The sequence below is a fragment of the Pantoea sp. SGAir0418 genome (assembly GCF_043529865.1).
In genome coordinates this window covers 3316737-3341882 of the sequence record NZ_CP027911.1, presented here as the reverse complement: position 1 = coordinate 3341882, position 25146 = coordinate 3316737, and the positions used below count along the sequence as shown (strand labels likewise).

The 25146-nt window shown below is 57.2% G+C and carries 21 protein-coding genes; 17 read left to right on the top strand and 4 right to left on the bottom strand.

The genetic code is table 11. From position 1 onward, the window contains the following. Positions 1-318 precede the first annotated feature (318 nt). Positions 319-1473 carry an IS481 family transposase gene (locus C1N84_RS15660; protein ID WP_264441493.1) on the top strand — a complete coding sequence of 385 codons (1155 nt, stop codon included), beginning with the start codon at positions 319-321 and terminating at the stop codon, positions 1471-1473. 119 nt (positions 1474-1592) lie between these two features. Here C1N84_RS15660 and treF read toward each other — a convergent pair whose 3' ends face one another. Both treF and C1N84_RS15650 read right to left on the bottom strand, forming a co-directional pair. Next, the gene (treF, locus tag C1N84_RS15655) at positions 1593-3251 is read right to left on the bottom strand and encodes an alpha,alpha-trehalase TreF (protein WP_058759659.1); all 1659 of its coding nucleotides are present in this window, start codon (positions 3249-3251) and stop codon (positions 1593-1595) included. A 348-nt stretch (positions 3252-3599) separates the two neighbouring features. Continuing rightward, positions 3600-4454 carry an SDR family oxidoreductase gene (locus tag C1N84_RS15650; protein ID WP_059012762.1) on the bottom strand — a complete coding sequence of 285 codons (855 nt, stop codon included), beginning with the start codon at positions 4452-4454 and terminating at the stop codon, positions 3600-3602. Positions 4455-4555: 101 nt separating this feature from the next. On the opposite strand from C1N84_RS15650, the gene C1N84_RS15645 reads away from it, so the two are divergent. Next, the gene (locus tag C1N84_RS15645; RefSeq protein ID WP_021507610.1) at positions 4556-4927 is read left to right on the top strand and encodes a winged helix-turn-helix transcriptional regulator; all 372 of its coding nucleotides are present in this window, start codon (positions 4556-4558) and stop codon (positions 4925-4927) included. Between the two features lie 22 nt (positions 4928-4949). Here the strand turns inward: C1N84_RS15645 and yghX are convergent, their stop codons facing one another. Further along, positions 4950-5840, bottom strand: a complete 891-nt coding sequence (yghX, locus tag C1N84_RS15640; RefSeq protein WP_059012760.1) for a YghX family hydrolase — start codon at positions 5838-5840, stop codon at positions 4950-4952. A 568-nt stretch (positions 5841-6408) separates the two neighbouring features. Between yghX and C1N84_RS15635 the strand changes: the two genes are divergently transcribed. From C1N84_RS15635 to nhaR, 7 genes are all read left to right on the top strand, one after another. Next, on the top strand, positions 6409-7833 hold the full coding sequence (locus tag C1N84_RS15635; protein ID WP_021507608.1) for a cytochrome ubiquinol oxidase subunit I: 1425 nt from the start codon (positions 6409-6411) through the stop codon (positions 7831-7833). Beyond that, the gene (gene cydB / locus C1N84_RS15630) at positions 7834-8838 is read left to right on the top strand and encodes a cytochrome d ubiquinol oxidase subunit II (protein ID WP_058759654.1); all 1005 of its coding nucleotides are present in this window, start codon (positions 7834-7836) and stop codon (positions 8836-8838) included. It abuts the gene before it with no gap. A gap of 1 nt (position 8839) precedes the next feature. Next, positions 8840-9007: a DUF2474 domain-containing protein gene (locus tag C1N84_RS15625; protein ID WP_064511421.1), complete on the top strand. Its 168-nt coding sequence runs from the start codon at positions 8840-8842 to the stop codon at positions 9005-9007. Positions 9008-9282: 275 nt separating this feature from the next. Further along, positions 9283-10149 carry a helix-turn-helix domain-containing protein gene (locus C1N84_RS15620; RefSeq protein WP_058759653.1) on the top strand — a complete coding sequence of 289 codons (867 nt, stop codon included), beginning with the start codon at positions 9283-9285 and terminating at the stop codon, positions 10147-10149. 251 nt (positions 10150-10400) lie between these two features. After that, a complete protein-coding gene (locus tag C1N84_RS15615; protein WP_021507604.1) occupies positions 10401-10544 on the top strand; it encodes a hypothetical protein in 144 nt (47 codons plus the stop codon). 214 nt (positions 10545-10758) lie between these two features. After that, positions 10759-11937 carry a Na+/H+ antiporter NhaA gene (gene nhaA, locus C1N84_RS15610; RefSeq protein ID WP_059012758.1) on the top strand — a complete coding sequence of 393 codons (1179 nt, stop codon included), beginning with the start codon at positions 10759-10761 and terminating at the stop codon, positions 11935-11937. Between the two features lie 29 nt (positions 11938-11966). Beyond that, positions 11967-12869 (top strand): transcriptional activator NhaR, encoded by a 903-nt coding sequence (gene nhaR / locus C1N84_RS15605; RefSeq protein WP_104093991.1) that lies wholly within the window; start codon positions 11967-11969, stop codon positions 12867-12869. Positions 12870-12920: 51 nt separating this feature from the next. Here nhaR and rpsT read toward each other — a convergent pair whose 3' ends face one another. Next, positions 12921-13184, bottom strand: coding sequence for a 30S ribosomal protein S20 (gene rpsT / locus C1N84_RS15600; RefSeq protein WP_013507813.1), 264 nt, complete (start codon positions 13182-13184; stop codon positions 12921-12923). Between the two features lie 319 nt (positions 13185-13503). On the opposite strand from rpsT, the gene ribF reads away from it, so the two are divergent. The 8 genes from ribF to carB all read left to right on the top strand — a co-directional run bounded on the left by ribF (position 13504) and on the right by carB (position 25099). Next, positions 13504-14442 (top strand): bifunctional riboflavin kinase/FAD synthetase, encoded by a 939-nt coding sequence (gene ribF / locus C1N84_RS15595; protein WP_058774845.1) that lies wholly within the window; start codon positions 13504-13506, stop codon positions 14440-14442. Positions 14443-14469: 27 nt separating this feature from the next. Continuing rightward, a complete protein-coding gene (gene ileS / locus C1N84_RS15590) occupies positions 14470-17289 on the top strand; it encodes an isoleucine--tRNA ligase (protein WP_088516070.1) in 2820 nt (939 codons plus the stop codon). Next, positions 17289-17789, top strand: coding sequence for a signal peptidase II (gene lspA, locus C1N84_RS15585; RefSeq protein WP_021507598.1), 501 nt, complete (start codon positions 17289-17291; stop codon positions 17787-17789). The genes ileS and lspA overlap by 1 nt, the downstream gene beginning before the upstream one ends. Before the next feature lie 9 nt (positions 17790-17798). Continuing rightward, positions 17799-18269, top strand: coding sequence for an FKBP-type peptidyl-prolyl cis-trans isomerase (gene fkpB / locus C1N84_RS15580; protein ID WP_021507597.1), 471 nt, complete (start codon positions 17799-17801; stop codon positions 18267-18269). After that, positions 18250-19203, top strand: a complete 954-nt coding sequence (gene ispH, locus C1N84_RS15575) for a 4-hydroxy-3-methylbut-2-enyl diphosphate reductase (protein ID WP_021507596.1) — start codon at positions 18250-18252, stop codon at positions 19201-19203. The genes fkpB and ispH overlap by 20 nt, the downstream gene beginning before the upstream one ends. Positions 19204-19426: 223 nt before the next feature. Continuing rightward, entirely contained in the window at positions 19427-20242 is an 816-nt protein-coding gene (gene dapB, locus C1N84_RS15570) for a 4-hydroxy-tetrahydrodipicolinate reductase (RefSeq protein ID WP_058759647.1), read from the top strand. A gap of 470 nt (positions 20243-20712) precedes the next feature. Then, positions 20713-21861 (top strand): glutamine-hydrolyzing carbamoyl-phosphate synthase small subunit, encoded by a 1149-nt coding sequence (carA, locus tag C1N84_RS15565; protein ID WP_031279710.1) that lies wholly within the window; start codon positions 20713-20715, stop codon positions 21859-21861. Between the two features lie 13 nt (positions 21862-21874). Further along, on the top strand, positions 21875-25099 hold the full coding sequence (carB, locus tag C1N84_RS15560; RefSeq protein ID WP_021507592.1) for a carbamoyl-phosphate synthase large subunit: 3225 nt from the start codon (positions 21875-21877) through the stop codon (positions 25097-25099). The last annotated feature ends 47 nt before the right edge of the window (positions 25100-25146 follow it).

Sequence of the window (25146 nt, the reverse complement as noted above, 5' to 3'; positions counted from 1 at the left end):
GTGCGTTTTTCCCCTCACCCTAACCCTCTCCCGCCCGCGGGAGAGGGGACCGATCGAGCGGGGGATTGGCTCTTGAATTAACCTGGGCTGTCTCAGTCCTTCATGTGGCAGCGTTTCCCTCTCCCGGTGGTAGAGGGGACCGATCGAGCGGGGCATTGGATCTTGAATTAACCTGGGCTGTCTCAGTCCTGCATATGGCAGCGTTCCTGCATATGGCAGCGTTTCCCTCTCCCGGTGGGAGTGTACAGTCCGGGGACATCGTGAACACTTGTTCGGGGACATGGTAGACACTTACAACTTAGGCATAAGAACCCGTTTATGGAGTCGCTTATGCCCTGGGATGCGAGAGATACCATGTCATTACGTACTGAGTTTGTTCTGTTCGCCTCGCAAGACGGGGCGAACATCCGCGAGCTGTGCCGCCGCTACGGCATATCTCCCGCCACCGGCTACAAGTGGCTTCGCCGCTGGGAGGAGGAAGGACCGTCCGGCCTTCAGGACCGCTCCCGCGCGCCCCGTCACTCACCCAGCCGCTCATCTGACGACATCACTGACCTTCTGCGTATGGCGCACGAGCTTCATCAGCACTGGGGGGCCCGCAAGATTAAGCGCTGGCTCGAAGACCGCGGGCACCGCATGCCGGCCTTCAGCACCGTCCACAACCTGATGGCCCGCCACGGCCTGCTGCCGGGCGCAGCGCCGGACGTCCCGGCCACCGGCCGGTTTGAGCATACGGCCCCGAACCGGCTCTGGCAGATGGATTTTAAGGGCCACTTTCCCTTTGGCGGCGGCCGCTGCCACCCGCTTACCCTGCTGGACGACCACTCCCGGTTCTCGCTGTGCCTGGTACACTGCGCCGACGAACGGCGTGAGACGGTACAGGAGCAGCTGGTCAGCGTCTTTGAGCGCTACGGCCTGCCGGACCGGATGACGATGGACAACGGCTCGCCGTGGGGCGACACCACCGGCACCTGGACGGCAGTGGAGCTGTGGCTGATGCGCCACGGCATCCGGGTGGGACACTCGCGGCCGTATCATCCGCAGACGCAGGGCAAGCTGGAGCGCTTTCACCGCAGCCTGAAGGCGGAAGTGCTGCAGGGGAAGTGGTTCGCGGACAGCGGTGAGCTGCAGCGCGCCTTCGACCACTGGCGGACGGTCTACAATCTCGAGCGCCCGCATGAGGCGCTGGAGATGGCGGTGCCGGCGTCGCGCTATCAGCCCTCATCGCGGCAGTACAGCGGGCGCGTAGCGCCACCGGAATACGACGAGGGCGTGATGGTCAGGAAGGTGGATATCAGCGGGAAGCTGAGCGTAAAAGGACTCAGCCTGAAGGCGGGCAAGGCGTTCAGGGGAGAGCGTGTGGGGCTGAAGGAGACGGGGGAAGACGGTTATTACGAGGTGTGGTGGTACAGCACAAAAGTGGGGGTGATCGACCTGAAGAAAAAGTCGATCACCATGGGTAAAGGATGTTAAAAAGTGTTCACTATGTCCCCGAACACCTGTCTGCCATGTCCCCGGACTGTACAGGGAGAGGGCCAGGGTGAGGGCATCAGGCCGCAGTATCCCGCCTGCTACCACACCCAACCGCATTATCAGTCCGCCAGCAAATGCCCGTACATCGCCAGCAGGCGACGGGTGACGCCGTTGGTCCAGCCGAAGCCGTCCTGCAGCGGATACTCACCGCCGCCACCCGGGCGGGCGCGGTCGCCGCTGATATCGTACTTCTCTACCAGCTTATGGTGCAGCGAATAGAAGTTCTTCACCGTGGTCAGCCAGTTAACCGCAATCTCGGTTGCCAGCGTCTCTTCACCGTAGTTATTCAGTCCGACCACCGCCATCCACTGCAGTGGTGCCCAGCCGTTGGGTTTATCCCACTGCTCGCCGCTCTCCACCATGGAGGTCACCAGGCCGCCCTGCGTTAGCAGCAGCTGGCGCAGCGCCACCGCCTGCAGATGCGCCTGTTCCGGTGAAGCCAGCCCCAGGAACAGCGGTACCACCGCCGCTGCGGTAAAGGCACCAAAGCGTTCACGTCGCCAGTCGTAGTCGCGGTACACGCCTGCGGTGTTGTCCCACAGATAGCGATGAATCGCCTGCTTGCGCGCATCCGCTTTCTTCTGCCACGCCAGGCCGGTGAGTTCTTCGCCCTTCGCGTGCGCCAGCGTCGAGATCATCAGCTCCAGCTTGTAGAGAAACGCATTCAGATCCACCGGAATAAACTGGGTGGTGCGAATGCTGGCCAGACGCTGTGGATCGCGCAACCAGCGCGAGGAGTAATCCCAGCCGGAAGCGGCACCGGCGCGCAGATCGCGATAGACCTCGCTGGCCGGCCGACGCGATTTGCTGGCGGTTTCCACATCTTCCATCCACGACTCATCGCGCGGCGTGTCGCGATCGTCCCAGTAGCGGTTGAGCAGCGAACCATCCGGCATGCGCACCACATGGCGATAGGCCTGGTGCGGCATCAGCTCGCCAGCCCCGTCCATCCAGAACTGATACTCTTTCATCAGCTGGTCAAGATAGCGCTTCGCGCCGCGAATGCCGTCCTCTTCAAACAGCTCGACCATCAGCGCGAACACCGGCGGCTGCGAGCGGCTGAGGTAATAGGTACGGTTGCCATTCGGCACGTGACCGTAGTTATCAATCAGCCAGGCGAAGTTATCCGCCATATGACGCAGCAGATCGTCGCGGCCCGCTTCGGCCAGTCCCAGCATGCTGAAGTAGGAGTCCCAGTAATACGTTTCACCAAAACGCCCGCCGGGCACCACGTAGGGCTTCGGTAGCGGCAGCAGCGACGAATGCGGTAAATGCTGCTGCGGCATTTTGGTTAACACAGGCCACAGATCGTCAATATGTTCCGTCAGGGTTTTATCCGGATTGGAAACATAAAAACTCTCATTGACCTGCGGTAAATAAAAATGCTCGTGGACAAATTTTTCCAGGTCGAACTCCGCCGAGCGTTTGCGGCGGCGATAGCGGATTAAAATATCCAGCGGATCGAATTTAGGCGCGCAGTCCGGAAACGTTTTGCTGTCGGCAAAAATACGTGACGTCTGCACGTGCTCAAACAGCTCCAGATAGCGATCGGCAGGCGTCAGCGCATCAGGCGCAGGCAGGCCTTCGATCAGCTCGGGTTCCGGCTCCGAATCCTGCATACCTTCGCGGATAAACTCGTGAGGATCGTATTGATACCCCAGATCAGCATGGGCTTCGTGTTCTCCGAAAGCTTGACGTTGCTGGTGGTTAGTATTAATAGCGGCCTCCTGAAATTGCCTGGTTGCTCAAAGGACAAATTATAGATCTCTGACCCGATGAGACAACAATGCGAAATATCTATGAACGTAATAAATCTTGTCGATTGATCGACTATTTTAGGCTTTTTTCAGCGAATACAACGTCCTATATTTCAGGAATTGAAAGCAGTGTTTCAGATGAAGCTTTAAATAAATGAACAGATTTATCTGTAAATAAGAAAATCGTCAGTGATGACGGCAAAAAAGCGGGAAGAGGTTGATCATTTGATGGCAAACGAGACGGGGAAAAGAGGGCTTTTCGTCGCCCTCACCCCGGATTTCACCGCAGGTGAGGGCGCTATCAGCGCCTTACTTTGCCAGCGTGGCCTTAATTACCGCGGCGAACGGTGTGGTCGGGCGGCCAATGAGTTTGCTGAGCGTGTGGCTGTCGTCGAACAGGGCGCCCTGAGCGGCACCGGCGTCGGAATCCGCCAGCAGTTCGGCCAGCGGCGCGGGTAAACCGGCTCCGATCAGCGCCGCGCTGAATTCCGCAGGCGGCAGGTTAACGTACTCCACCTGTTCGCCGGACTGGCGGGCGATCTCCGCACTGAATTCTGCCAGCGTATAGCTGTCATCGCCGGCCAGTTCGTACACTTTGCCGGCCTGATCGTCACGACTGATCACCTCTGCCGCCGCGGCAGCATAATCCTCGCGCGCCGCCGACGCGATGCGCCCGTCGCCCGCCGCGCCGATAAAGGCATGATGCGCTAACGCCGGTGCGATGCTGGCCGCATAGTTTTCGCTGTACCAGCCGTTACGCAGCAGGGCATAAGGGATGCCTGAAGCCTGCAGCAACGCTTCGGTGGCGCGGTGTTCGACGCCCAGACCCAGCGGCGAGGTATCAGCATGCAGCAGACTGGTATACGCGATAAATGACACGCCTGCCGCTTTGGCGGCATCAATCACCGCCCGGTGCTGGGCTTCGCGCTGGCCCACTTCGCTGGAGGAGATCAGCAGCACTTTCTGCACGCCGGCAAAGGCGCCCTGCAGCGTCTGTGGCTGGTTGTAATCTGCGGTACGCAGCGCGACGCCGAGCGCCTGCAGGTCCTGCGCCTTTTCCGGTGAACGTACTACCGCGATGATCTCGCTGGCCGGTACTTTCTTCAGCAAGGCATTAATCACTAAACGGCCCAGTTGGCCAGTGGCTCCGGTTATCGCAATCATGGTGTTTTTCCTCAGGTTGAACTGGTATGGAAACAGCCTACGAGATAAACTAACTTTTAGTAAGTACTTACAGATTTGTTAGTTTGAGCGGAGTGATGTAAATGGCTGAAAACCTGAGTGATAAATTTTCCCGTGGTGAATTGCTCAATGTGAACTGCCCGTCACGTGAAGTGTTAAAACGGATTACCAGCCGCTGGAGTGTGCTGGTGTTACTGGCGCTGCGCGCTGAAACGCTGCGCTTCAGCGAACTGCGCCGCCGGATTGGTGGCATCAGTGAACGCATGCTGGCGCAGACGCTGCGCTACATGGAAGAGGATGGCTTCATTGAGCGTATCGCCTATGAAGTGGTGCCGCCGCACGTGGAGTACCGGTTGACGGCGCTGGGCCATGAGGTGGAAGGGCAGGTCATCGGCCTCGCCGACTGGCTGGAAAGCAATGTCCACCGCATCATTAAAGCGCCGCAGACAGCGTGAGTGCCGTCGCGGCGCGCCAGGCTCAGGCGTGCAAATATTTCTCAAACCAGCCGAGTGTGCGACCCCATGCCAGTTCTGCGGCAGCTTTGTCATAGCGTGGCGTTGAGTCGTTGTGAAAGCCGTGATTCACGCCGGGATAAATATACGCTTCATAGGTTTTGTGGCTGGCTTGCAGGGCGGCTTCATAGGCTGGCCAGCCTTCGTTGATGCCTTTATCCAGCGCGGCATAGTGCAGCAGCAGCGGCGCCTGAATGCGCGCCACATCTTCCGCTTTTGGCTGGCGGCCGTAGAACGGCACGGCGCAGGCCAGCTCAGGAAACGCCACTGCCGCCGCATTTGCTACGCCGCCGCCATAACAGAAGCCGGTGATGCCGACCTTGCCGTTCCCCTCGGGATGCTGCATCAGGAAATCGACCGCCGCGAAGAAATCGTTCATCAGTTTGGTCGGGTCGACTTTGGCCTGCATCGCACGGCCCTCTTCATCATTGCCCGGATAGCCGCCCAGCGAACTTAAGCCATCCGGCGCCAGCGCGACATAGCCCGCTTTGGCGACCCGTCTCGCCACGTCTTCAATGTAAGGATTCAGGCCGCGATTCTCGTGTACCACCACCACGGCACCCAACTTGCCGCTGGCGTGAGTCGGGCGCACCCGATAAGCGCGTACCTCGCCATGTCCCTGGGGCGACGGGTAGTGAATGTATTCGGCGTTGATATCAGGGTCGGTAAACGACACCTGCTCTGCCAGCGCATAATTGGGGCTCATGGCGCTGAGCAGGGTGGCTCCGGTCATGCCGGCGATGGTGAACTTCGCGGCCAGCGAGAGAAACTCGCGCTTGCTGATGCGACCGTGCGCATAGTAGTCATAAAGCTCAAGCAGTTCCTGGGGAAAATCCTGGGCGGTAAGACGGGTCATAACCTCTCCTTCGCTGATTAACCGGACTGTGCTGCTTTAACAAAGCACAGCCTGACGCCGCTGGCAAATGCCATGCCCCAGCGGGTTAATGCGCGATGGCTCACAGAATGTCACCGAAAGGCAGCAAATTAATTTCTTTTTGGTCTATAAAAATTATCTTTTAATTAACAAACTTTCTTTCTGGCGACTGTGCAGGAAATTTTACAGCGTAACGTAACGGTGCGGTCCTCTGCCGTTTTGTCTTGCTCAGTAATTAACAGATAAATTAGCCAGTTACCAGATTAACGCCTTTTCCTCTCGCTCTGCTTAATAACAAGATTGTCACAATAAATCACGGGCTTTAACCTTAACTTAGTGATTTTAAACAAGTAGTTTCTGGTGAAAACAATGATCGAAATCAAAAAATACTGTTATAGTTTTAGCCATTCCCACTGTTTCTTTTTGTTCTCGCCGCTTGCCTTACAATTGGCGTGAATCTCTTCCGACGTCACGAAATAATAATTTTGTGCGTCAAACTTGTTAATTATAAGTAAAAATTCGGTGCAATCTTGTGGCAAAGAGGTAAGCAATGTTTGGATTAGATGCCTTCCACCTGGCCAGGATTCAGTTCGCCTTTACTGTTTCCTTCCATATTATTTTCCCGGCCATCACCATCGGTCTCGCCAGTTTCCTGGCGGTGCTCGAAGGCATGTGGCTGAAAACCCGTAACGAGACCTATCGCGATCTCTACCACTTCTGGTCCAAAGTCTTTGCCGTTAACTTCGGTATGGGCGTGGTGTCCGGGCTGGTGATGGCGTATCAGTTTGGTACCAACTGGAGTGGCTTCTCGCAGTTTGCCGGCAGTATTACCGGTCCGCTGCTGACGTATGAAGTGCTCACCGCCTTCTTCCTTGAAGCGGGCTTCCTCGGCGTGATGCTGTTTGGCTGGAACCGTGTTGGACCGGGCCTGCACTTCTTTGCCACCTGCATGGTTGCGCTCGGCACTATCATCTCGACCTTCTGGATCCTCGCGTCCAACAGCTGGATGCATACCCCGCAGGGCTACATCATAGAGAATGGCATCGTGGTGCCGCAGGACTGGTTTAAGATTGTCTTCAACCCGTCGTTCCCGTACCGCCTGTTCCATATGTCGGTGGCGGCCTTCCTCGCCAGCGCCTTCTTTGTTGGCGCGTCTGGCGCGTGGCATCTGCTGCGCGGTAACGATAACCCGGCAATCCGCAAAATGTTCTCCATGGCACTGTGGATGGCACTGATCGTTGCGCCGATTCAGGCGATGATCGGCGATGCGCACGGCCTGAATACCCTTGAGCATCAGCCAGCAAAAATTGCGGCGATTGAAGGCCACTGGGAAAACCCGCCGGGGGAAGCGACGCCGCTGATTCTGTTCGGTATTCCGGATATGGATGAAGAGCGCACCAAATATGCGCTGGAAGTGCCGTACCTTGGCAGCCTGATTTTGACCCACAGCCTGGACAAACAGGTCCCGGCGCTGAAGAGCTTCCCGAAAGAGGACCGCCCGAATTCGCTGGTGATTTTCTGGTCGTTCCGCGTCATGGTGGCCATGGGCCTGCTGATGATCACCCTCGGCGTGCTGAGCCTATGGCTGCGTTACAAAAAGCGGCTGTATAACTCCCGGCCGTTCCTGTGGTTCGCCCTGCTGATGGGGCCGTCCGGCCTGATCGCCATTCTTGCCGGCTGGTTTACCACGGAAATTGGTCGTCAGCCATGGGTGGTGTACGGCGTGCAGCGCACCATTGATGCGGTGTCGGCGCACGGTGATTTGCATATGAGCATCAGCCTGCTGGCCTTCATCCTCGTCTATTCGTCGGTGTTTGGTGTCGGCTACGTTTACATGATGCGTCTGATCAAGAAAGGTCCGCTGACCGGCGAGGGCAAAGATGTGCGCCACGGTGGTCCGGGGCAGGATAAAACACCTGCGCGTCCGCTTTCTGCGGCCCATGAGAGTCTGAACGAACCGCAGGAGGGTAAATAAATGATCGATTTCTCCATTATCTGGTTCGCCATTATCGTGTTCGCCACCCTGATGTATATCGTGATGGATGGCTTCGATCTTGGCATCGGTATCCTGTTCCCGTTCAATAAAGATGCGGTTGAGCGCGACATGATGGTGAATACCGTTGCGCCGGTGTGGGATGGTAACGAAACCTGGCTGGTGCTGGGCGGTGCCGGTCTGTACGGTGCGTTCCCGCTGGCCTATTCGGTGATTGCCGATGCGCTGGCCATTCCGCTCACCGCGATGCTGATTGGCCTGATTTTCCGTGGCGTGGCGTTTGAGTTCCGCTTCAAGGCCACGGAAGAACACCGCGCGTTCTGGGATAAATCATTTATCGCCGGTTCACTGCTGGCGACCTTCAGTCAGGGCGTTGCGGTCGGTGCGATTATCGACGGCTTCCCGGTGAAAGGGCGCGAGTTTGCTGGCTCGGCGATGGACTGGCTGGCGCCGTTCCCGCTGTTCTGCGGCGTCGGTCTGGTGGTGGCATATGCGCTGCTGGGCTGTACCTGGCTGATCATGAAAACCGAACATGAGCTGCACCGTAAGATGTCCGCGCTGGCGACACCGCTGGTGATCGCGCTGCTGCTGATTGTCGGCATCATCAGCCTGTGGACGCCGTTCACCCACGATGCGATTGCGCACCGCTGGTTCAGCCGTCCTAACCTGTTCTGGTTCCTGCCGGTACCGGTGCTGGTGCTGCTGTGTTCGTGGGGAATCGTGCGCGCCATCAAGCGTGAGGCGCACTACTCGCCGTTCCTGCTGACGCTGGCGCTGGTGTTTCTCGGCTTCTCCGGCCTCGGTATTAGCGTGTGGCCGCACATTATTCCGCCGTCGATCACCATCTGGGACGCCGCGTCACCGCCGCAGAGTCAGGCCTTTATGCTGGTCGGTAGCTTACTGATTATTCCGGTGATTCTGGGTTACACCTTCTGGAGTTACTACGTGTTCCGCGGAAAAATCAAAGCCGACGAAGGATACCACTGAGATGCAAACCGAGGTCAGCAATATGAGCAACCCCACTGAAACGAAAGCCCCCTGGTGGAAGCGCGTGCTGTGGTTAGTAATCATCTACGGCGCAAGCGTGCTGGCACTGGGCGTGGTGGCATCACTGTTTCGTATGATGATGACGGCAGCGGGCATGCGTTCGCACTGAGTGGTCGATGAGGGCAGGCACGCCTGCCCGGTATTATCGGTCGCCCTCAATGGCGACCTGACAAGGTGATGCACGATTTTCACAGGGTGCGCAGGCAAATCACTGCTCAATGATGCGATGCCGTTAAGACGATAAAAGGTTAGTTACCTAAGCAATTAATGCTTTTCGCGTCTCGCTGTCTTTACTCTTCCTTACGTTATCCATACGATTTTGTTATATTTATGTGACGGATTACGCAAAAGCACCGCCTTTCCCAACCCATTCAATTAAAAAAAATGCTCAGCCTGAATCTGAAAAAACAGTACATCAACGATCTGGTGGACTGGATCGAGGCCAATCTGACCGACGAGCTCAACATCGATCTGATTACCCTGAAATCCGGTTACTCCAAGTGGCACATGCAGCGCATGTTCAAAGAGATGACCGGCCAGACGCTGGCCTCGTACACGCGCAAACGTCGCCTGACGCTCGCTGCCATGGCGCTGCGCCTGACCAGCATGCCGCTTATCGATATCGCCGTGCGGTTTGGCTTTGATAATCAGCAAAATTTTACCCGGGTGTTCAAAAGCCACTTCGCCATGACGCCGGGTGCTTACCGCCGCATTCCTGAGATGCAGATGAAAGACTTCCACAGCCGCATCTCAACTCAGCGGCAGTGGGTGAGTGCGCGCCTGGCAGAGAAGCCGGAGCTGAAGTTGTGCGGAGAAGTGATCGAGTGGGAGTGCCGCTTCGGCGAATACATTGACCACCACAATCACGTGGTGGCGCAGCATACGCGTGATTTCATCGCCTTCGCCGGCCAGCACGTGCAGCGTGGCTGGCTGGGTTTTCAGTTCAGCCCGGGGGTTAACTCCAGCGATCAGCAGCATATCAGCCTGTTTCAGGCGCTGGAGAGCCAGTACGCCGACGTGCTGACCGGCAATGTACAGAACTGGACCGGTGAAAGCGGACTGTATGCGGAGATTGACTGGCACGGCGCGCCGGAAGAGATCAATGCGTTCACCGCAGAGGTGTACTACAACCATCTGCCTGCGCTCGGCGTGGCGCGGCGGCCGGGCAAGGACCTGATTAAGCTCGATCTCCGCTACAGCACGCCGGATCTGCTGCAGGGCACCTTTTACATTCCGGTCAAAGTCGGATAATGCATAAATCGTGCGGTAAACTGTGATAAACCGCACGATTTTATAAATTCCTGCGCCTGAGTGGCGTAAAATCCTTCACTGAAACCTGACTGACCGTGGAAAACACTGTTTGCTACCTCTCAGGCTGGATTATCACCTGCATGCCTGGTCCATTCCGGACCGTTATAGTGAAAAGACAAAAAATTATGCGACTTCTACCGTTGTTACTTTCAACAGCGCTTGTGGCGTTTTCCGCGCTGGCAAGTGCCCAGATGGCTGAGCCTTTCTCACCGCCAGGCGGCCTGCATCCGCATCAGCCGCATTGCGCCCAGCACGAGATTGCCGGCGACAATGCGCTGCCCCAGCAGCATAGCGATGACGTGACGCTGCTGACCTGCACCAACCATCAGGCCTGATGGCGCGCCTGGCTTCCTTCACGCCGGTTAAGTAAAGAATCTGCCAGCCGCTCAATTCCGTCGCGGCGCGATTTATCGTGCCCGCGCACCCCTTCATTTCCCGTTTTAAGCCTTTGCTCGGAAATTCCGAGTAATAAACGAGACATAAGCTGCTTTTAACGAGGTGTCTCAGCCGCTAAACTTCTCCACCAAATGTCTCTGCTCAGGAGGAGTTGTGAACAAACCCCGTAGTATTCGAAGCTTGCTGAAAAGCTTTATCGAAAGTGACGCCAGTAACGGCATGGTGCTGATTCTGGCGGCCGTGGCGGCGATGGTGCTGGCCAATAATGCTGCCACCGCGCAGGGCTATCAAAACCTGCTGGCGGAGCCGGTACAAATTCGCTTCGGCGCGCTGGATATCAGCAAAAATCTGCTGTTGTGGATTAATGATGCGCTAATGGCGCTGTTCTTTTTGCTGATTGGCCTCGAAGTGAAGCGCGAGCTGATCAGCGGCGAGCTGGCCAGCCGCGATCGTGCCATCTTCCCGGTGATTGCAGCGCTGGGTGGGATGGTCGCACCGGCGCTCATCTTCCTTCTGTTCAACCACGATAACGACATTGCCCGCAACGGCTGGGCCATCCCGACCGCCACCGACATCGCCTTTGCACTCGGCGTGCTGGCGCTGCTTGGCAGTCGCGTACCGGCGGCGCTGAAAGTGTTCCTGATGGCGCTGGCGATCATTGACGATCTCGGTGCCATCGTGATTATTGCGCTGTTCTACACCAGCGATCTGTCGGTGCTGTCGCTGAGCGTGGCAGCCGGTGCCATCGTGCTGCTGGCAATCCTCAATCGCTGCGGCGTACGCAACATCGCGGTGTATATGCTGGTGGGCGTGGTGCTGTGGACCGCGGTGCTGAAGTCCGGCGTGCATGCCACGCTGGCGGGCGTCGTGGTGGGCTTCTTTGTGCCGCTGGAGGAAAAAGAGGGACACTCACCGGCTGAGCACCTGGCGCACGGGCTGATGCCGTGGGTGAACTGGCTGATCCTGCCGCTGTTCGCGTTCGCCAACGCCGGCATCTCGCTCAGCGGCATCACCTTTGGCGATGTGCTGTCGCCGGAGCCGCTTGGCATTATCCTCGGTCTGCTGATTGGTAAACCGTTAGGTATCACGCTGTTCTGCTGGCTGGCGGTGAAGCTGCGGCTGGCGGCGTTGCCGGGCAGCACCACCATTCGCGACATTATGGCAATCGGCGTGCTGTGCGGTATCGGCTTTACCATGTCGATCTTCATCAGCTCGCTGGCGTTTGACGCCGCGCATGAACAGCTGGTGACGTTCTCGAAGCTGGGCATTCTTAGCGGTTCACTGCTGTCGGCGGTGATAGGTTATACGCTGCTGCGCATCAAACTGCGCTAATAAGGAGAGGCGCAAGCCTCCTTTATGGTATGAATCAGCTCAATTTTAATCATCTCTACTACTTCTGGCAGGTGTGCAAAACCGGTTCGGTGGTGCGCGCCGCTGAAGTGCTGTGCCTCACGCCGCAGACCGTAACCGGCCAGATCAAAGCGCTGGAAGAGCAGCTGAATGGCGTGCTGTTTCGCCGTCAGGGGCGCGGCCTGGTGCCCACCGAGCTGGGGCAGCTGGTGTTCCGCTATGCCGATCGCATGTTTATGCTCAGCCAGGAAATGCTCGATATCGTTAACTACCGCAAGGAGTCGCATCTGCTGTTTGATGTTGGCGTGGCGGATGCGCTGTCAAAACAGCTGGTGAGCAAGGTGCTGGAAACGGTGGTGATGGCCGGCGAGAAAATTCAGCTGCGCTGCTTTGAATCAACGCATGAAATGCTGCTGGAGCAGCTCAGCCAGCATAAGCTGGATATGATCCTCTCCGACTGCCCGATAGATTCAACCCAGCAGGCCGGGCTGTTTTCGGTCAAGCTCGGCGAATGTCCGGTTAGCTTCTGGTGTAATGCGCCACTGCCTGAGCTGCCGTTTCCGGCCTGTCTGGAGCAGCGGCGCCTGCTGTTGCCCGGCCGGCGTTCGATGCTGGGGCGCAAGCTGCTGAACTGGATCCACAGCCAGGGGTTACAGGTTGAGATTCTCGGTGAATTTGATGATGCGGCGCTGATGAAGGCGTTTGGCGCGCAGAACAATGCGATCTTTGTCGCACCGACGCTGTACGGGGATGACGTCTATCGTGACGATAGCGTGCGCGAGATCGGCAGGCTGGAGACGGTGATGGAGGAGTATCACGTTATTTTTGCCGGGCGCATGATTCAGCATCCGGCGGTGCAGCGCATTTGCCATCGCGACTTCAGCGCGCTGTTCAGCCACGGATCGCAGGCATAAAAAAACCGGCGAAGCGCCGGTTCTTTTAACAAAGCGATAAACAGACGGCGATTAAGCCAGTTTGTTGATCTGAGCAGTCAGGTTTGCTTTATGACGTGCAGCTTTGTTTTTGTGGATCAGACCTTTAGCAGCCTGACGGTCCACGATTGGTTGCATTTCGTTGAATGCGTTCTGCGCAGCAGCTTTGTCGCCGGTTGCGATAGCCGCGTATACTTTCTTGATGAAAGTACGCATCATAGAACGATTGCTCGCGTTATGCTTGCGACGTTTCTCAGATGTTACGGCGCGTTTCTTAGCTGATTTGATATTAGCCAAGGTCCAACTCCCAAATGTGTTCTATATGGACAAATCAAAGGCCGAGGACTATGCCTTTTGCGCCTTCTTTTGTCAATGGATTTGTGCAATAAAGCGTCGTTTTAACCACGACACCCGCTTACGTAATTGATGGCGCAAGATTCTACCAGCAACACCGCTCTGAATACAGTATTTCGCAACAAAATTGTTGTGATGGGGCCGGAGCCGCCAGCCAGCGGGCGCCTGACGCTGAATCAGGCGCAGGAAAGGCACGCAGACGGGTTAACCTGAACGCTATTCAAGGGTATAATCCGCCGATTTCCACCGGTTTGAGTCAGCCATGAAGTTTATCCGCGGTATTTACAATCTGAAAGAGCAGCATCGCGGCTGCGTCCTGACCATTGGTAATTTTGACGGCGTGCATCGCGGCCACCAGGCGCTGATGGCGGAGTTAATTGCCGAAGGACGTAAACGCAACCTGCCGGTGGTGGTGATGCTGTTTGAGCCACAGCCGCTGGAGCTGTTTGCCGGCGACAAAGCGCCGGCGCGCCTGACGCGTCTGCGTGAAAAGCTCAAATATCTCGCACTGGCCGGCGTTGATGCCGTGGTGTGCGTGCGCTTCGATCGCCGTTTTGCGGCACACTCAGCACAAAGCTTTATCAGCGAACTGCTGGTCGACAAGCTCAATGTGAAATTCCTCGCAGTGGGGGATGATTTCCGGTTTGGCGCTGGTCGCCAGGGGGATTTCCTGTTATTACAGAAAGCCGGTGCGGAGTATGGCTTTGAGGTCATCAGCACCCAGACCTATTGTGATGGCGGCAAACGTATCAGCAGTACGGCGGTACGTCAGGCGCTGGCGCAGGACGATTTTGCTCAGGCGCAGCAGCTGCTCGGTCATCCGTTCAGTATTTCTGGCCGCGTGGTGCACGGTGATGCACTGGGACGCACCATTGGATTCCCGACCGCCAATCTCCCGCTTCGTCGCACCGTGACGCCGGTAAAAGGTGTCTTTGCGGTAGAAGTGCTGGGGCTGGGCGAGCAGCCGATTCCCGGCGTGGCAAACATTGGTACGCGCCCGACGGTAAAAGGTCTGCGTCAGCAGCTTGAAGTTCACCTGCTCGACACACATATGAATCTTTATGGGCGCCACATTGAGGTGGTGCTGAAGCAGAAGATTCGCGACGAACAGCGTTTCGCTTCGCTGGACGCGCTGAAAGAACAAATTGCGAAAGATGTGGTGACGGCCCGCCAATTTTTTGGGCTAAAAACACCGGTTTAATGACCGAAATACGGAACCGAGAATCTGATGAGTGACTATAAATCTACCCTGAATTTGCCGGAAACGGGGTTCCCGATGCGTGGCGATCTGGCCAAACGCGAACCGGGAATGCTGCAACGTTGGTATGATGACAACCTGTACGGCATCATCCGCGCAGCCAAAAAAGGGAAAAAAACCTTTATCCTGCATGATGGCCCTCCGTATGCGAACGGCAGCATTCATATTGGTCACTCAGTTAACAAGATTCTGAAAGATATTATCGTTAAGTCGAAAGGCATGGCGGGCTTTGACTCGCCGTATGTTCCCGGCTGGGACTGCCACGGCTTACCGATTGAGCACAAAGTTGAGCAGATGATTGGCAAGCCGGGCGAGAAAGTCAGCGCAGCTGAATTCCGCGCAGCCTGCCGCAACTACGCGGCGGAGCAGGTTGAAGGCCAGAAGAAGGACTTCATCCGCCTTGGCGTGCTCGGCGACTGGGATCGTCCTTATCTGACCATGAATTTCCAGACCGAAGCCAACATCATTCGCGCGCTGGGCAAGATCATCGGTAATGGCCATCTGCACAAAGGCGCCAAGCCGGTGCACTGGTGCATGGACTGCCGTTCCGCGCTGGCGGAAGCGGAAGTGGAGTATTACGACAAAACCTCACCTTCTATCGACGTGATGTTTAACGCGCTGGACGCCGATGCGGTACGCGCGAAGTTTGGCGTTGCGGCGTCAGAAGGCCCGGTTTCACTGGTTATCTGGACCACCACGCCGTGGACCATGCCGGCAAACCGCGCCATCTCGCTGCATCCGGAATTCGACTACCAGCTGGTGCAGATTGCCGGCCGCAGCCTGATCCTCGCGAAAGATCTGGTGGAATCGGTGCTGAAACGCGCGGGCATCAGCGAGTGGCAGGTGCTGGGCGAGTGCAAAGGCGCCGCGCTGGAGCTGCAGCTGTTCCAGCATCCGTTCCTCGAGCAGATCCAGTCGAAAGTGGTGCTGGGCGAGCACGTCACGCTGGACGCCGGTACCGGTGCGGTGCACACCGCGCCAGGCCACGGTCCGGATGACTATGTGATCGGCCAGAAGTACGGCATCGAAACCGCTAACCCGGTCGGACCGGACGGCGCGTATCTGCCGGGCACCTATCCAACCCTGGATGGCGTTAACGTATTTAAAGCCAACGACATGATCGTTGCGCTGCTGCAGGAGAAAGGCGCGCTGCTGCACGTGGAAAAACTGCTGCACAGCTATCCGCACTGCTGGCGTCATAAAACGCCGATCATCTTCCGTGCTACGCCGCAGTGGTTTATCAGTATGGATCAGAAAGGCCTGCGTGCGCAGTCGCTGAAAGAGATCAAAGGCGTGCAGTGGATCCCGGACTGGGGCCAGGCGCGTATCGAAGCGATGGTCGCTAACCGTCCGGACTGGTGCATCTCGCGTCAGCGCACCTGGGGCGTGCCGATGGCGCTGTTCGTCCATAAAGAGAGCGAGCAGCTGCACCCGGATACGCTGGAGCTGATGGAGAAAGTGGCGCAGCGCGTCGAGCAGGACGGTATTCAGGCGTGGTGGGATCTCGATCCGCGCGATCTGATGGGCGATGACGCCGATCACTACGTCAAAGTGCCGGATACCCTCGACGTCTGGTTTGACTCCGGATCGACCAGCTTCTCGGTAGTGGATGCGCGTCCAGAATTTGACGGGCACGCACCGGATATGTATCTGGAAGGCTCGGATCAGCATCGCGGCTGGTTCATGTCGTCGCTGATGATCTCCACGGCGATGAAAGGCAAAGCGCCTTACCGTCAGGTACTGACCCACGGCTTCACCGTCGACGGTCAGGGCCGCAAAATGTCGAAATCCATCGGCAACACCGTGGCACCGCAGGACGTGATGGATAAGCTGGGTGCGGATATTCTGCGTCTGTGGGTGGCTTCAACCGACTACTCCGGTGAGATGGCGGTATCTGACGAAATCCTGAAACGGGCCGCCGACAGCTATCGCCGTATCCGTAACACCGCGCGCTTCCTGCTGGCGAACCTTGCTGGCTTCAACCCGGCGACCGACTGCGTCAGCCCGGAAGAAATGGTAGTGGTGGATCGCTGGGCCGTAGGCCGTGCGCTGGCGGCACAGCAGGACATCGTGCAGTCGTACGAGAACTACGATTTCCACGAAGTGGTGCAGCGTCTGATGCACTTCTGCTCCATCGAGATGGGCTCGTTCTATCTCGACGTGATCAAAGATCGTCAGTACACCGCGAAGGGCGACAGCCTGGCGCGTCGCAGCTGCCAGACCGCGCTGTGGCATATCGCTGAAGCGCTGGTGCGCTGGATGGCGCCGATCATGTCGTTCACCGCGGATGAGATCTGGGGCTATCTGCCTGGTGAGCGTCCACAGTACGTGTTCACCGAAGAGTGGTATCAGGGCCTGTTTGGTCTGGCGCAGGATGAAGCGCTGAACGATGCGTACTGGGCAGAGCTGCTGAAAGTGCGCGGTGAAGTGAATAAGGTGATCGAGCAGGCGCGCAGCGACAAGCGCATCGGCGGCGCACTCGAAGCCACCGTCACGCTGTACGCCGATCCGGAACTGGCAGCGAAGCTGCAGGCGCTGGGCGATGAGCTGCGTTTCGTGCTGCTGACTTCGGGCGCGACCGTGGCGGATTACGTGACGGCCAGCGACGAAGCGCAGCAGAGCGAGCTGTTAAAAGGTCTGAAAATCGCGCTGCATAAAGCAGAAGGCGAGAAATGTCCGCGCTGCTGGCATTACACTACTGACGTCGGCCAGAATCCGGAGCATGCTGCGGTGTGTGGACGTTGCTACACCAACGTAGCCGGAAACGGTGAAGTGCGGAAATTTGCCTGATGAGTAAACTGTGCTCAACCGGACTGCGCTGGGTATGGCTGGTGCTGGTGGTGATCGTGGTCGATTTTGCCAGCAAGCAGTGGGTCATGAACAACATGATGCTGCATGAAACTCAGCCGCTGATGCCGTTCCTGAACCTGTTCTACGCGCACAACTATGGCGCGGCGTTCAGCTTCCTGGCAGACAAAGGCGGCTGGCAGCGCTGGTTCTTTGCCGGTATCGCCATCGCCATTGTGGTGTCGCTGCTGGTAATGATGTATCGCAATCGCGCCAGCAATAAATTAACCAACATTGCCTACGCGCTGATTATTGGCGGGGCGCTGGGTAACCTGTTTGATCGTGCCTGGCACGGCTTTGTGGTCGACTTTATCGACTTCTATGTCGGTGACTGGCACTTCGCCACCTTTAACATTGCCGACTGCGGAATCTGCATCGGTGCGGCGCTGGTGGTGCTGGAGGGCTTTCTCAGCCCGAAAGGCAAACAGGTCACGAATAAATAAGGGTAACAGATGACAGACATCGTTCAGCGCGACAGCGCGCTGCTGGTGCATTTTACACTGAAGCTGGAGGATGGCTCGACGGCTGAATCCACGCGCGCCAACGGCAAGCCTGCGCTGTTCCGTCTGGGAGATGGCAGCCTGTCGGCGGCGCTGGAGCAGGAGCTGGTCGGGCGTAAAGTGGGCGATCAGCACGCCTTTACGCTGGAGCCGGAAGACGCCTTTGGCGCTGCCAGCCCGGATCTGATCCAGTACTTCTCGCGCCGTGATTTCATCGACGCGGGCGAGCCGGAAGTCGGTGCCATCATGCTGTTCAGCGGCATGGGCGGTAGCGAAATGCCGGGCGTGATTCGTGAAATTTCCGGTGACTCGATTACCGTCGATTTCAACCATCCGCTGGCGGGTCAGCGCATTAAATTCGAGATTGAAGTGCTGGAGATCGATCCGGTGCTGGAGGCCAGCGATGCAAATCCTGTTAGCTAACCCACGCGGTTTCTGTGCAGGCGTCGACCGCGCCATCAGCATTGTCGAGCGGGCGCTGGAGATGTATGGCGCGCCAATCTACGTGCGTCATGAAGTGGTGCATAACCGCTATGTGGTCAGCAGTCTGCGCGAGCGCGGTGCGATCTTCATTGAAGAGATCAGTGAAGTACCGGACAACGCCATCCTGATTTTCTCGGCACACGGCGTTTCCCAGGCGGTACGCGCCGAAGCGAAAGCGCGCAGCCTCACCATGCTGTTTGACGCCACCTGTCCGCTGGTGACCAAGGTGCATATGGAAGTGGCACGTGCCAGCCGTAAAGGCGTGGAAGCGATCCTCATCGGCCACGCCGGCCATCCGGAAGTGGAAGGCACCATGGGTCAGTACAGCAACCCGAACGGCGGTATGTATCTGGTGGAGTCGCCAGAGGATGTGTTTAAGCTGCAGGTAAAAGATGAAAACAACCTGTGCTTTATGACGCAGACCACGCTGTCGGTGGATGATACCTCGGACGTGATCGATGCGCTGCGTCAGCGCTTCCCGGCAATCATCGGACCGCGTAAGGATGATATCTGCTACGCCACCACCAACCGCCAGGAAGCGGTGCGCGTGCTGGCGCAGGATGCGGAGGTGGTTCTGGTGGTGGGCTCGAAAAACTCCTCCAACTCGAATCGTCTGGCGGAGCTGGCGCAGCGTGCCGGCAAGCTGGCGAAGCTGATTGATTCTGCGGATGATATTCAGGAAGAGTGGGTCAAAGGTGTGCAGTGTATCGGCGTTACCGCCGGCGCTTCAGCTCCGGATATTCTGGTGCAGCAGGTGATTCAGCGCCTGCGTGAGCTGGGCGGCGAAGCGGCGATCGAGCTGATTGGCCGTGAAGAGAATATCGTGTTTGAAGTGCCGAAAGAGCTGCGCGTCGACGTACGCAACGTGCAGTAAGCACTTCAATTTGCTGACAGAAACAGGCCGACAATGTTCGGCCTTTTCTTTATCCTTTGTCACCTCAGCCGTGACTTCCAGCGGGCGGGATTGCTTTTACTGATAATCTATCGCGGCTGGCCTAAAATTCTTATTATCCCGTTATTATTGTGGCGTGACTGTTATCTGACCGTTAACCTGTTTACGCTTTGCATGCATAGTTTTGTATCAGGAATGAATAAATATGAGTGAAATCCGCATTGCTATTGTTGGTGCGCCGGGTCGCATGGGACGCAATCTGATTCAGGCCGCACAGCAGGCGGAAGGCGTGGTGTTAGGCGCGGCGCTGGCGCGCAGCGGTTCCTCGCTGCTGGGGGCGGATGCCGGTGAACTGGCGGGAATCGGCAAAACCGGCGTACGGGTGACCGACGATCTGCTGCAGGTGGTGAATGATTTCGATGTGCTGATCGATTTCACCCGTCCGGAAGGCACGCTGGAATATCTGGCGTTCTGCCGTCAGCATCAAAAAGCGATGGTGATTGGCACCACCGGTTTTGATGAAGCCGGTAAGGCAGCCATCCGTGAAGCGGCTGAAGAGATTGGCATCGTGTTTGCCGCGAACTTCAGCGTCGGCGTCAATCTGGTGCTTAACCTGTTACAGCAGGCGGCGAAAGTGATGGGCGACTATGCGGATATCGAGATTGTGGAAGCACATCACCGCCACAAAGTGGATGCGCCATCAGGTACGGCGCTGGCGATGGGAGAGGCGATTGCCGACGCCATGCACTGGAAGCTGGATGAGCACGCGGTTTACGCGCGCGAAGGCCATACCGGCGAGCGCAAGGCGCAAACCATCGGCTTTGCCACCGTGCGCGCGGGCGATATTGTCGGTGAGCACACCGCGATGTTTGCGGATATCGGCGAGCGCGTAGAGATTACGCACAAGGCTTCCAGCCGCATGACCTTCGCCAATGGGGCCGTTAAAGCCGCCGCATGGTTGAAAGATAAAAAATCCGGCCTTTATGATATGCGTGATGTGCTGGATTTATCGATGTTGTGAGTGTTGTGAACCATCGTGATGTGGTTATTTCAATCGGTAAGATATTGATTGAACAGGGCAATGTTTTCATTGCCCTTTATTTTGTCTGTAAAATGGCGATCTGATTGTTATTTTTGTTTTTGGTTCTTATTTTTATGATTTATCTGCGCGTTTTCTCGTGTCAGATGGCTTTTTTTGACCATTTGGTCAAAAATTTACGCAGTCAGCCGGTGTTTTGCCATTAATTGCGTCAGGCAACCGATTATTTATCGGAGATCTCTCACTATTTTGTCGCCTTGCTTCACTTTTAACATTCAGTAGCCCGAAATATACAAAAAAATAACCACTCAGGGTAGACAATCACCAGGTCGATCATTAGAATGCGCGCAATTTGCCAAAAATCGAGCGGTCAGGCGGTTTTTGCATTGATTCAGCGCATCATTTTGAATTAATATGCAGATATTGTGACTGTTTATTCCCTGGAGGATGTTTTGATTAAGTCAGCGCTCTTGGTTCTGGAAGACGGAACCCAATTCCACGGTCGGGCCATCGGGGCAACGGGATCGGCAGTGGGGGAGGTCGTTTTCAATACGTCAATGACCGGTTATCAAGAAATCCTCACTGATCCTTCCTATTCCCGCCAGATCGTCACCCTCACTTATCCTCATATCGGCAACGTTGGTGCCAATGCCGCCGATGAAGAATCCAGTCAAATCCATGCTCAGGGCCTCGTCATCCGCGATCTGCCGCTGATTACCAGCAACTTCCGTAGCGAAGAGAGCCTGTCAGCCTATCTGCAGCGCAACAATATTGTCGGTATCGCCGATATCGATACGCGCAAACTGACGCGCCTGCTGCGTGAGAAAGGGGCGCTGAACGGCTGCATCATCGCTGGCGACAGCCCGGATGCGGCGCTGGCGCTGCAGAAAGCCCAGGCGTTTCCGGGCCTGAAAGGCATGGACCTGGCGAAAGAAGTGACTACGGCGGAAACCTACGCATGGCAGCAAGGGAGCTGGGCGCTGAAAGGCGGCCTGCCCGAGCAGCAAAGCGCTGACGCGCTGCCGTTCCACGTGGTGGCTTATGACTACGGCGCCAAGCGCAACATCCTGCGCATGCTGGTGGATCGCGGCTGTCGCCTGACGGTTGTCCCGGCGCAAACGCCGGCTGATGAAGTGCTGGCGCTGAATCCGGACGGGATTTTCCTGTCGAATGGCCCTGGCGACCCGGAGCCGTGCGACTACGCCATCAGCGCGATTCAGGCTTTCCTGAAAACTGACATTCCGGTGTTTGGTATCTGCCTTGGCCATCAGCTGCTGGCGCTGGCCAGCGGTGCGAAAACCGTGAAGATGAAGCTTGGCCATCACGGTGGCAACCATCCGGTGAAAGACCTCGATAACAACACCGTGATGATCACCGCGCAGAACCACGGTTTTGCCGTCGATGAAACCAACCTGCCGGCTAACCTGCGTGTGACCCATGTTTCCCTGTTTGACCAGACCGTACAGGGCATTCACCGCACCGACAAACCGGCGTTCAGCTTCCAGGGACATCCGGAAGCCAGCCCAGGCCCGCACGATGCGGCGCCGCTGTTCGATCACTTTATCGAACTGATCGAAGCTTACCGTTCTAACGCGAAGTAATCAGGAGCCCACGATGCCAAAACGTACTGACATAAAATCTATCCTGATCCTTGGCGCTGGCCCGATTGTGATTGGCCAGGCATGTGAATTCGACTATTCAGGTGCGCAGGCGTGTAAAGCGCTGCGTGAAGAGGGATACCGCGTCATTCTGGTGAACTCTAACCCGGCCACCATCATGACTGACCCGGAAATGGCGGATGCGACCTACATCGAGCCTATCCACTGGGAAGTGGTGCGTAAAATCATTGAAAAAGAGCGCCCGGATGCGGTGCTGCCGACCATGGGTGGCCAGACCGCGCTGAACTGTGCGCTGGAGCTGGAGCGCCAGGGTGTGCTGGCCGAGTTTGGCGTGACCATGATTGGTGCCACCGCCGATGCGATTGATAAAGCCGAAGACCGTCGCCGCTTCGACGTGGCGATGAAGAGCATCGGCCTGGATACCGCACGTTCCGGTATCGCGCACACCATGGAAGAAGCGCTGGCAGTAGCGGAAGAGGTCGGTTTCCCGTGCATCATTCGTCCGTCATTTACCATGGGCGGCACCGGTGGCGGTATCGCTTACAACCGCGAAGAGTTTGAAGAGATTTGCGAGCGCGGCCTCGATCTGTCGCCAACCAATGAGCTGCTGATTGATGAGTCGCTAATTGGCTGGAAAGAGTACGAGATGGAAGTGGTGCGTGATAAAAACGACAACTGCATCATCGTCTGCTCGATCGAAAACTTTGACGCCATGGGAATTCACACCGGTGACTCCATCACCGTGGCGCCTGCCCAAACGCTGACCGACAAAGAGTATCAAATCATGCGTAACGCCTCGCTGGCGGTACTGCGTGAAATCGGTGTCGAAACCGGCGGTTCCAACGTCCAGTTCTCGGTGAACCCGAAAGATGGCCGCCTGATCGTCATTGAGATGAACCCGCGCGTGTCGCGCTCTTCAGCGCTGGCCTCGAAAGCGACCGGCTTCCCGATTGCCAAAGTCGCGGCCAAGCTGGCGGTGGGCTTTACCCTCGATGAACTGATGAACGACATCACCGGCGGCCGTACGCCGGCCTCGTTCGAGCCGTCCATCGACTACGTCGTCACCAAGATTCCCCGCTTCAACTTCGAGAAGTTTGCCGGTGCCAATGACCGTCTGACCACGCAGATGAAGTCGGTTGGTGAAGTGATGGCGATTGGCCGCACGTTCCAGGAGTCGATGCAGAAAGCGCTGCGCGGTCTGGAAGTGGGCGCCAGCGGCTTCGACCCGAAAGTGGATCTGGATGATGGCGAAGCCCTGACCCGTATCCGCCGCGAGCTGAAAGATGCCGGTTCTGACCGCATCTGGTATATCGCTGATGCGTTCCGTGCCGGCATGTCGGTCGACGGCGTGTTCAACCTGACCAACGTTGACCGCTGGTTCCTGGTGCAGATTGAAGAGCTGGTGCGCCTGGAAGAGCAGGTGGCGCGCGAAGGTGTCAACTCGCTGAGCGCGGATTTCCTGCGTGCGCTGAAGCGTAAAGGCTTTGCCGATGTGCGTCTGGCAACGCTGGCGGGCGTGGCGGAGAGTGAAATCCGCAAGCTGCGTCATCAGTTCAACCTGCATCCGGTTTACAAGCGCGTGGATACCTGTGCGGCAGAGTTCGCCACGGACACCGCCTACATGTACTCCACCTATGAAGAAGAGTGCGAAGCCAATCCTAATCAGGATCGCGACAAAATCATGATCCTGGGCGGCGGGCCAAACCGTATCGGCCAGGGCATTGAGTTCGATTACTGCTGCGTGCATGCGGCGCTGGCGCTGCGTGAAGACGGTTACGAAACCATTATGGTCAACTGTAACCCGGAAACCGTGTCAACCGATTACGACACCTCAGACCGTCTCTACTTCGAGCCGGTAACGCTGGAAGACGTGCTGGAGATCGTGCGCATCGAGCAGCCAAAAGGCGTTATCGTGCAGTACGGTGGCCAGACGCCGCTGAAGCTGGCGCGCGCGCTGGAAGCGGCTGGCGTCCCGGTGATTGGTACCAGTCCGGATGCCATTGACCGCGCGGAAGACCGTGAGCGCTTCCAGCAGGCGGTGGATCGCCTGAAACTGAAACAGCCGGCTAACGCCACGGTGGCGACGCTGGAACAGGCGGTAGAGAAAGCCGCAGGGATTGGCTATCCGCTGGTGGTGCGTCCTTCCTACGTGCTGGGCGGCCGGGCGATGGAAATCGTCTATGACGAAGTGGATCTTAAGCGCTACTTCCAGACTGCGGTGTCCGTGTCCAACGATGCGCCAGTGCTGCTGGATCGCTTCCTCGATGACGCGGTGGAAGTGGACGTCGATGCGATTTGCGACGGCGAACGCGTGCTGATTGGCGGCATCATGGAACACATTGAGCAGGCGGGCGTGCACTCTGGTGACTCGGCCTGTTCGCTGCCGGCGTACACCCTGAGCACTGAGATTCAGAACGTGATGCGCCAGCAGGTGGAAAAGCTGGCGTTCGAACTCAACGTACGTGGCCTGATGAACGTGCAGTTTGCGGTCAAGGACAACGAAGTTTACCTGATTGAGGTGAACCCACGTGCCGCGCGTACCGTGCCGTTTGTCTCCAAAGCCACCGGCGTGCCGCTGGCGAAAGTGGCTGCGCGCGTGATGGCTGGCAAAACCCTGGCTGAACAGGGCGTGACCGAAGAGGTGATTCCGCCGTACTACTCGGTGAAAGAAGTGGTACTGCCGTTCAATAAATTCCCGGGCGTGGACCCGATTCTTGGTCCGGAAATGCGTTCGACCGGTGAAGTGATGGGCGTGGGCCGCACTTTCGCAGAAGCATTCAGCAAAGCCATGCTGGGCGCGCAGAGCAATATGAAGAAGCAGGGGCGTGCGCTGCTGTCGGTGCGTGAAGGCGACAAGAAACGTATTGTTGACCTGGCCGCGAAGCTGCAGAAGTTTGGCTTCGAGCTGGATGCGACGCACGGTACCGCCGTGGTGCTGGGTGAAGCCGGCATCAATCCGCGCCTGGTGAACAAGGTGCACGAAGGGCGTCCGCACATTCAGGATCGCCTGAAGAACGGTGAATACACCTACATCGTCAACACCACCGCAGGACGCCAGGCGATTGAGGATTCTAAACTGATTCGCCGCAGCGCGCTGCAGTACAAAGTGCATTACGACACCACGCTGAACGGTGGTTTTGCTACCGCGATGGCGCTGAATGCGGATCCGACCGAAAAAGTGATTTCGGTGCAGGAAATGCACGCGCAGATTAAAGGCTAAACCGCCTGCTCTGTGACTAAACGGCCCCGCGCGGGCCGTTTTTTTTG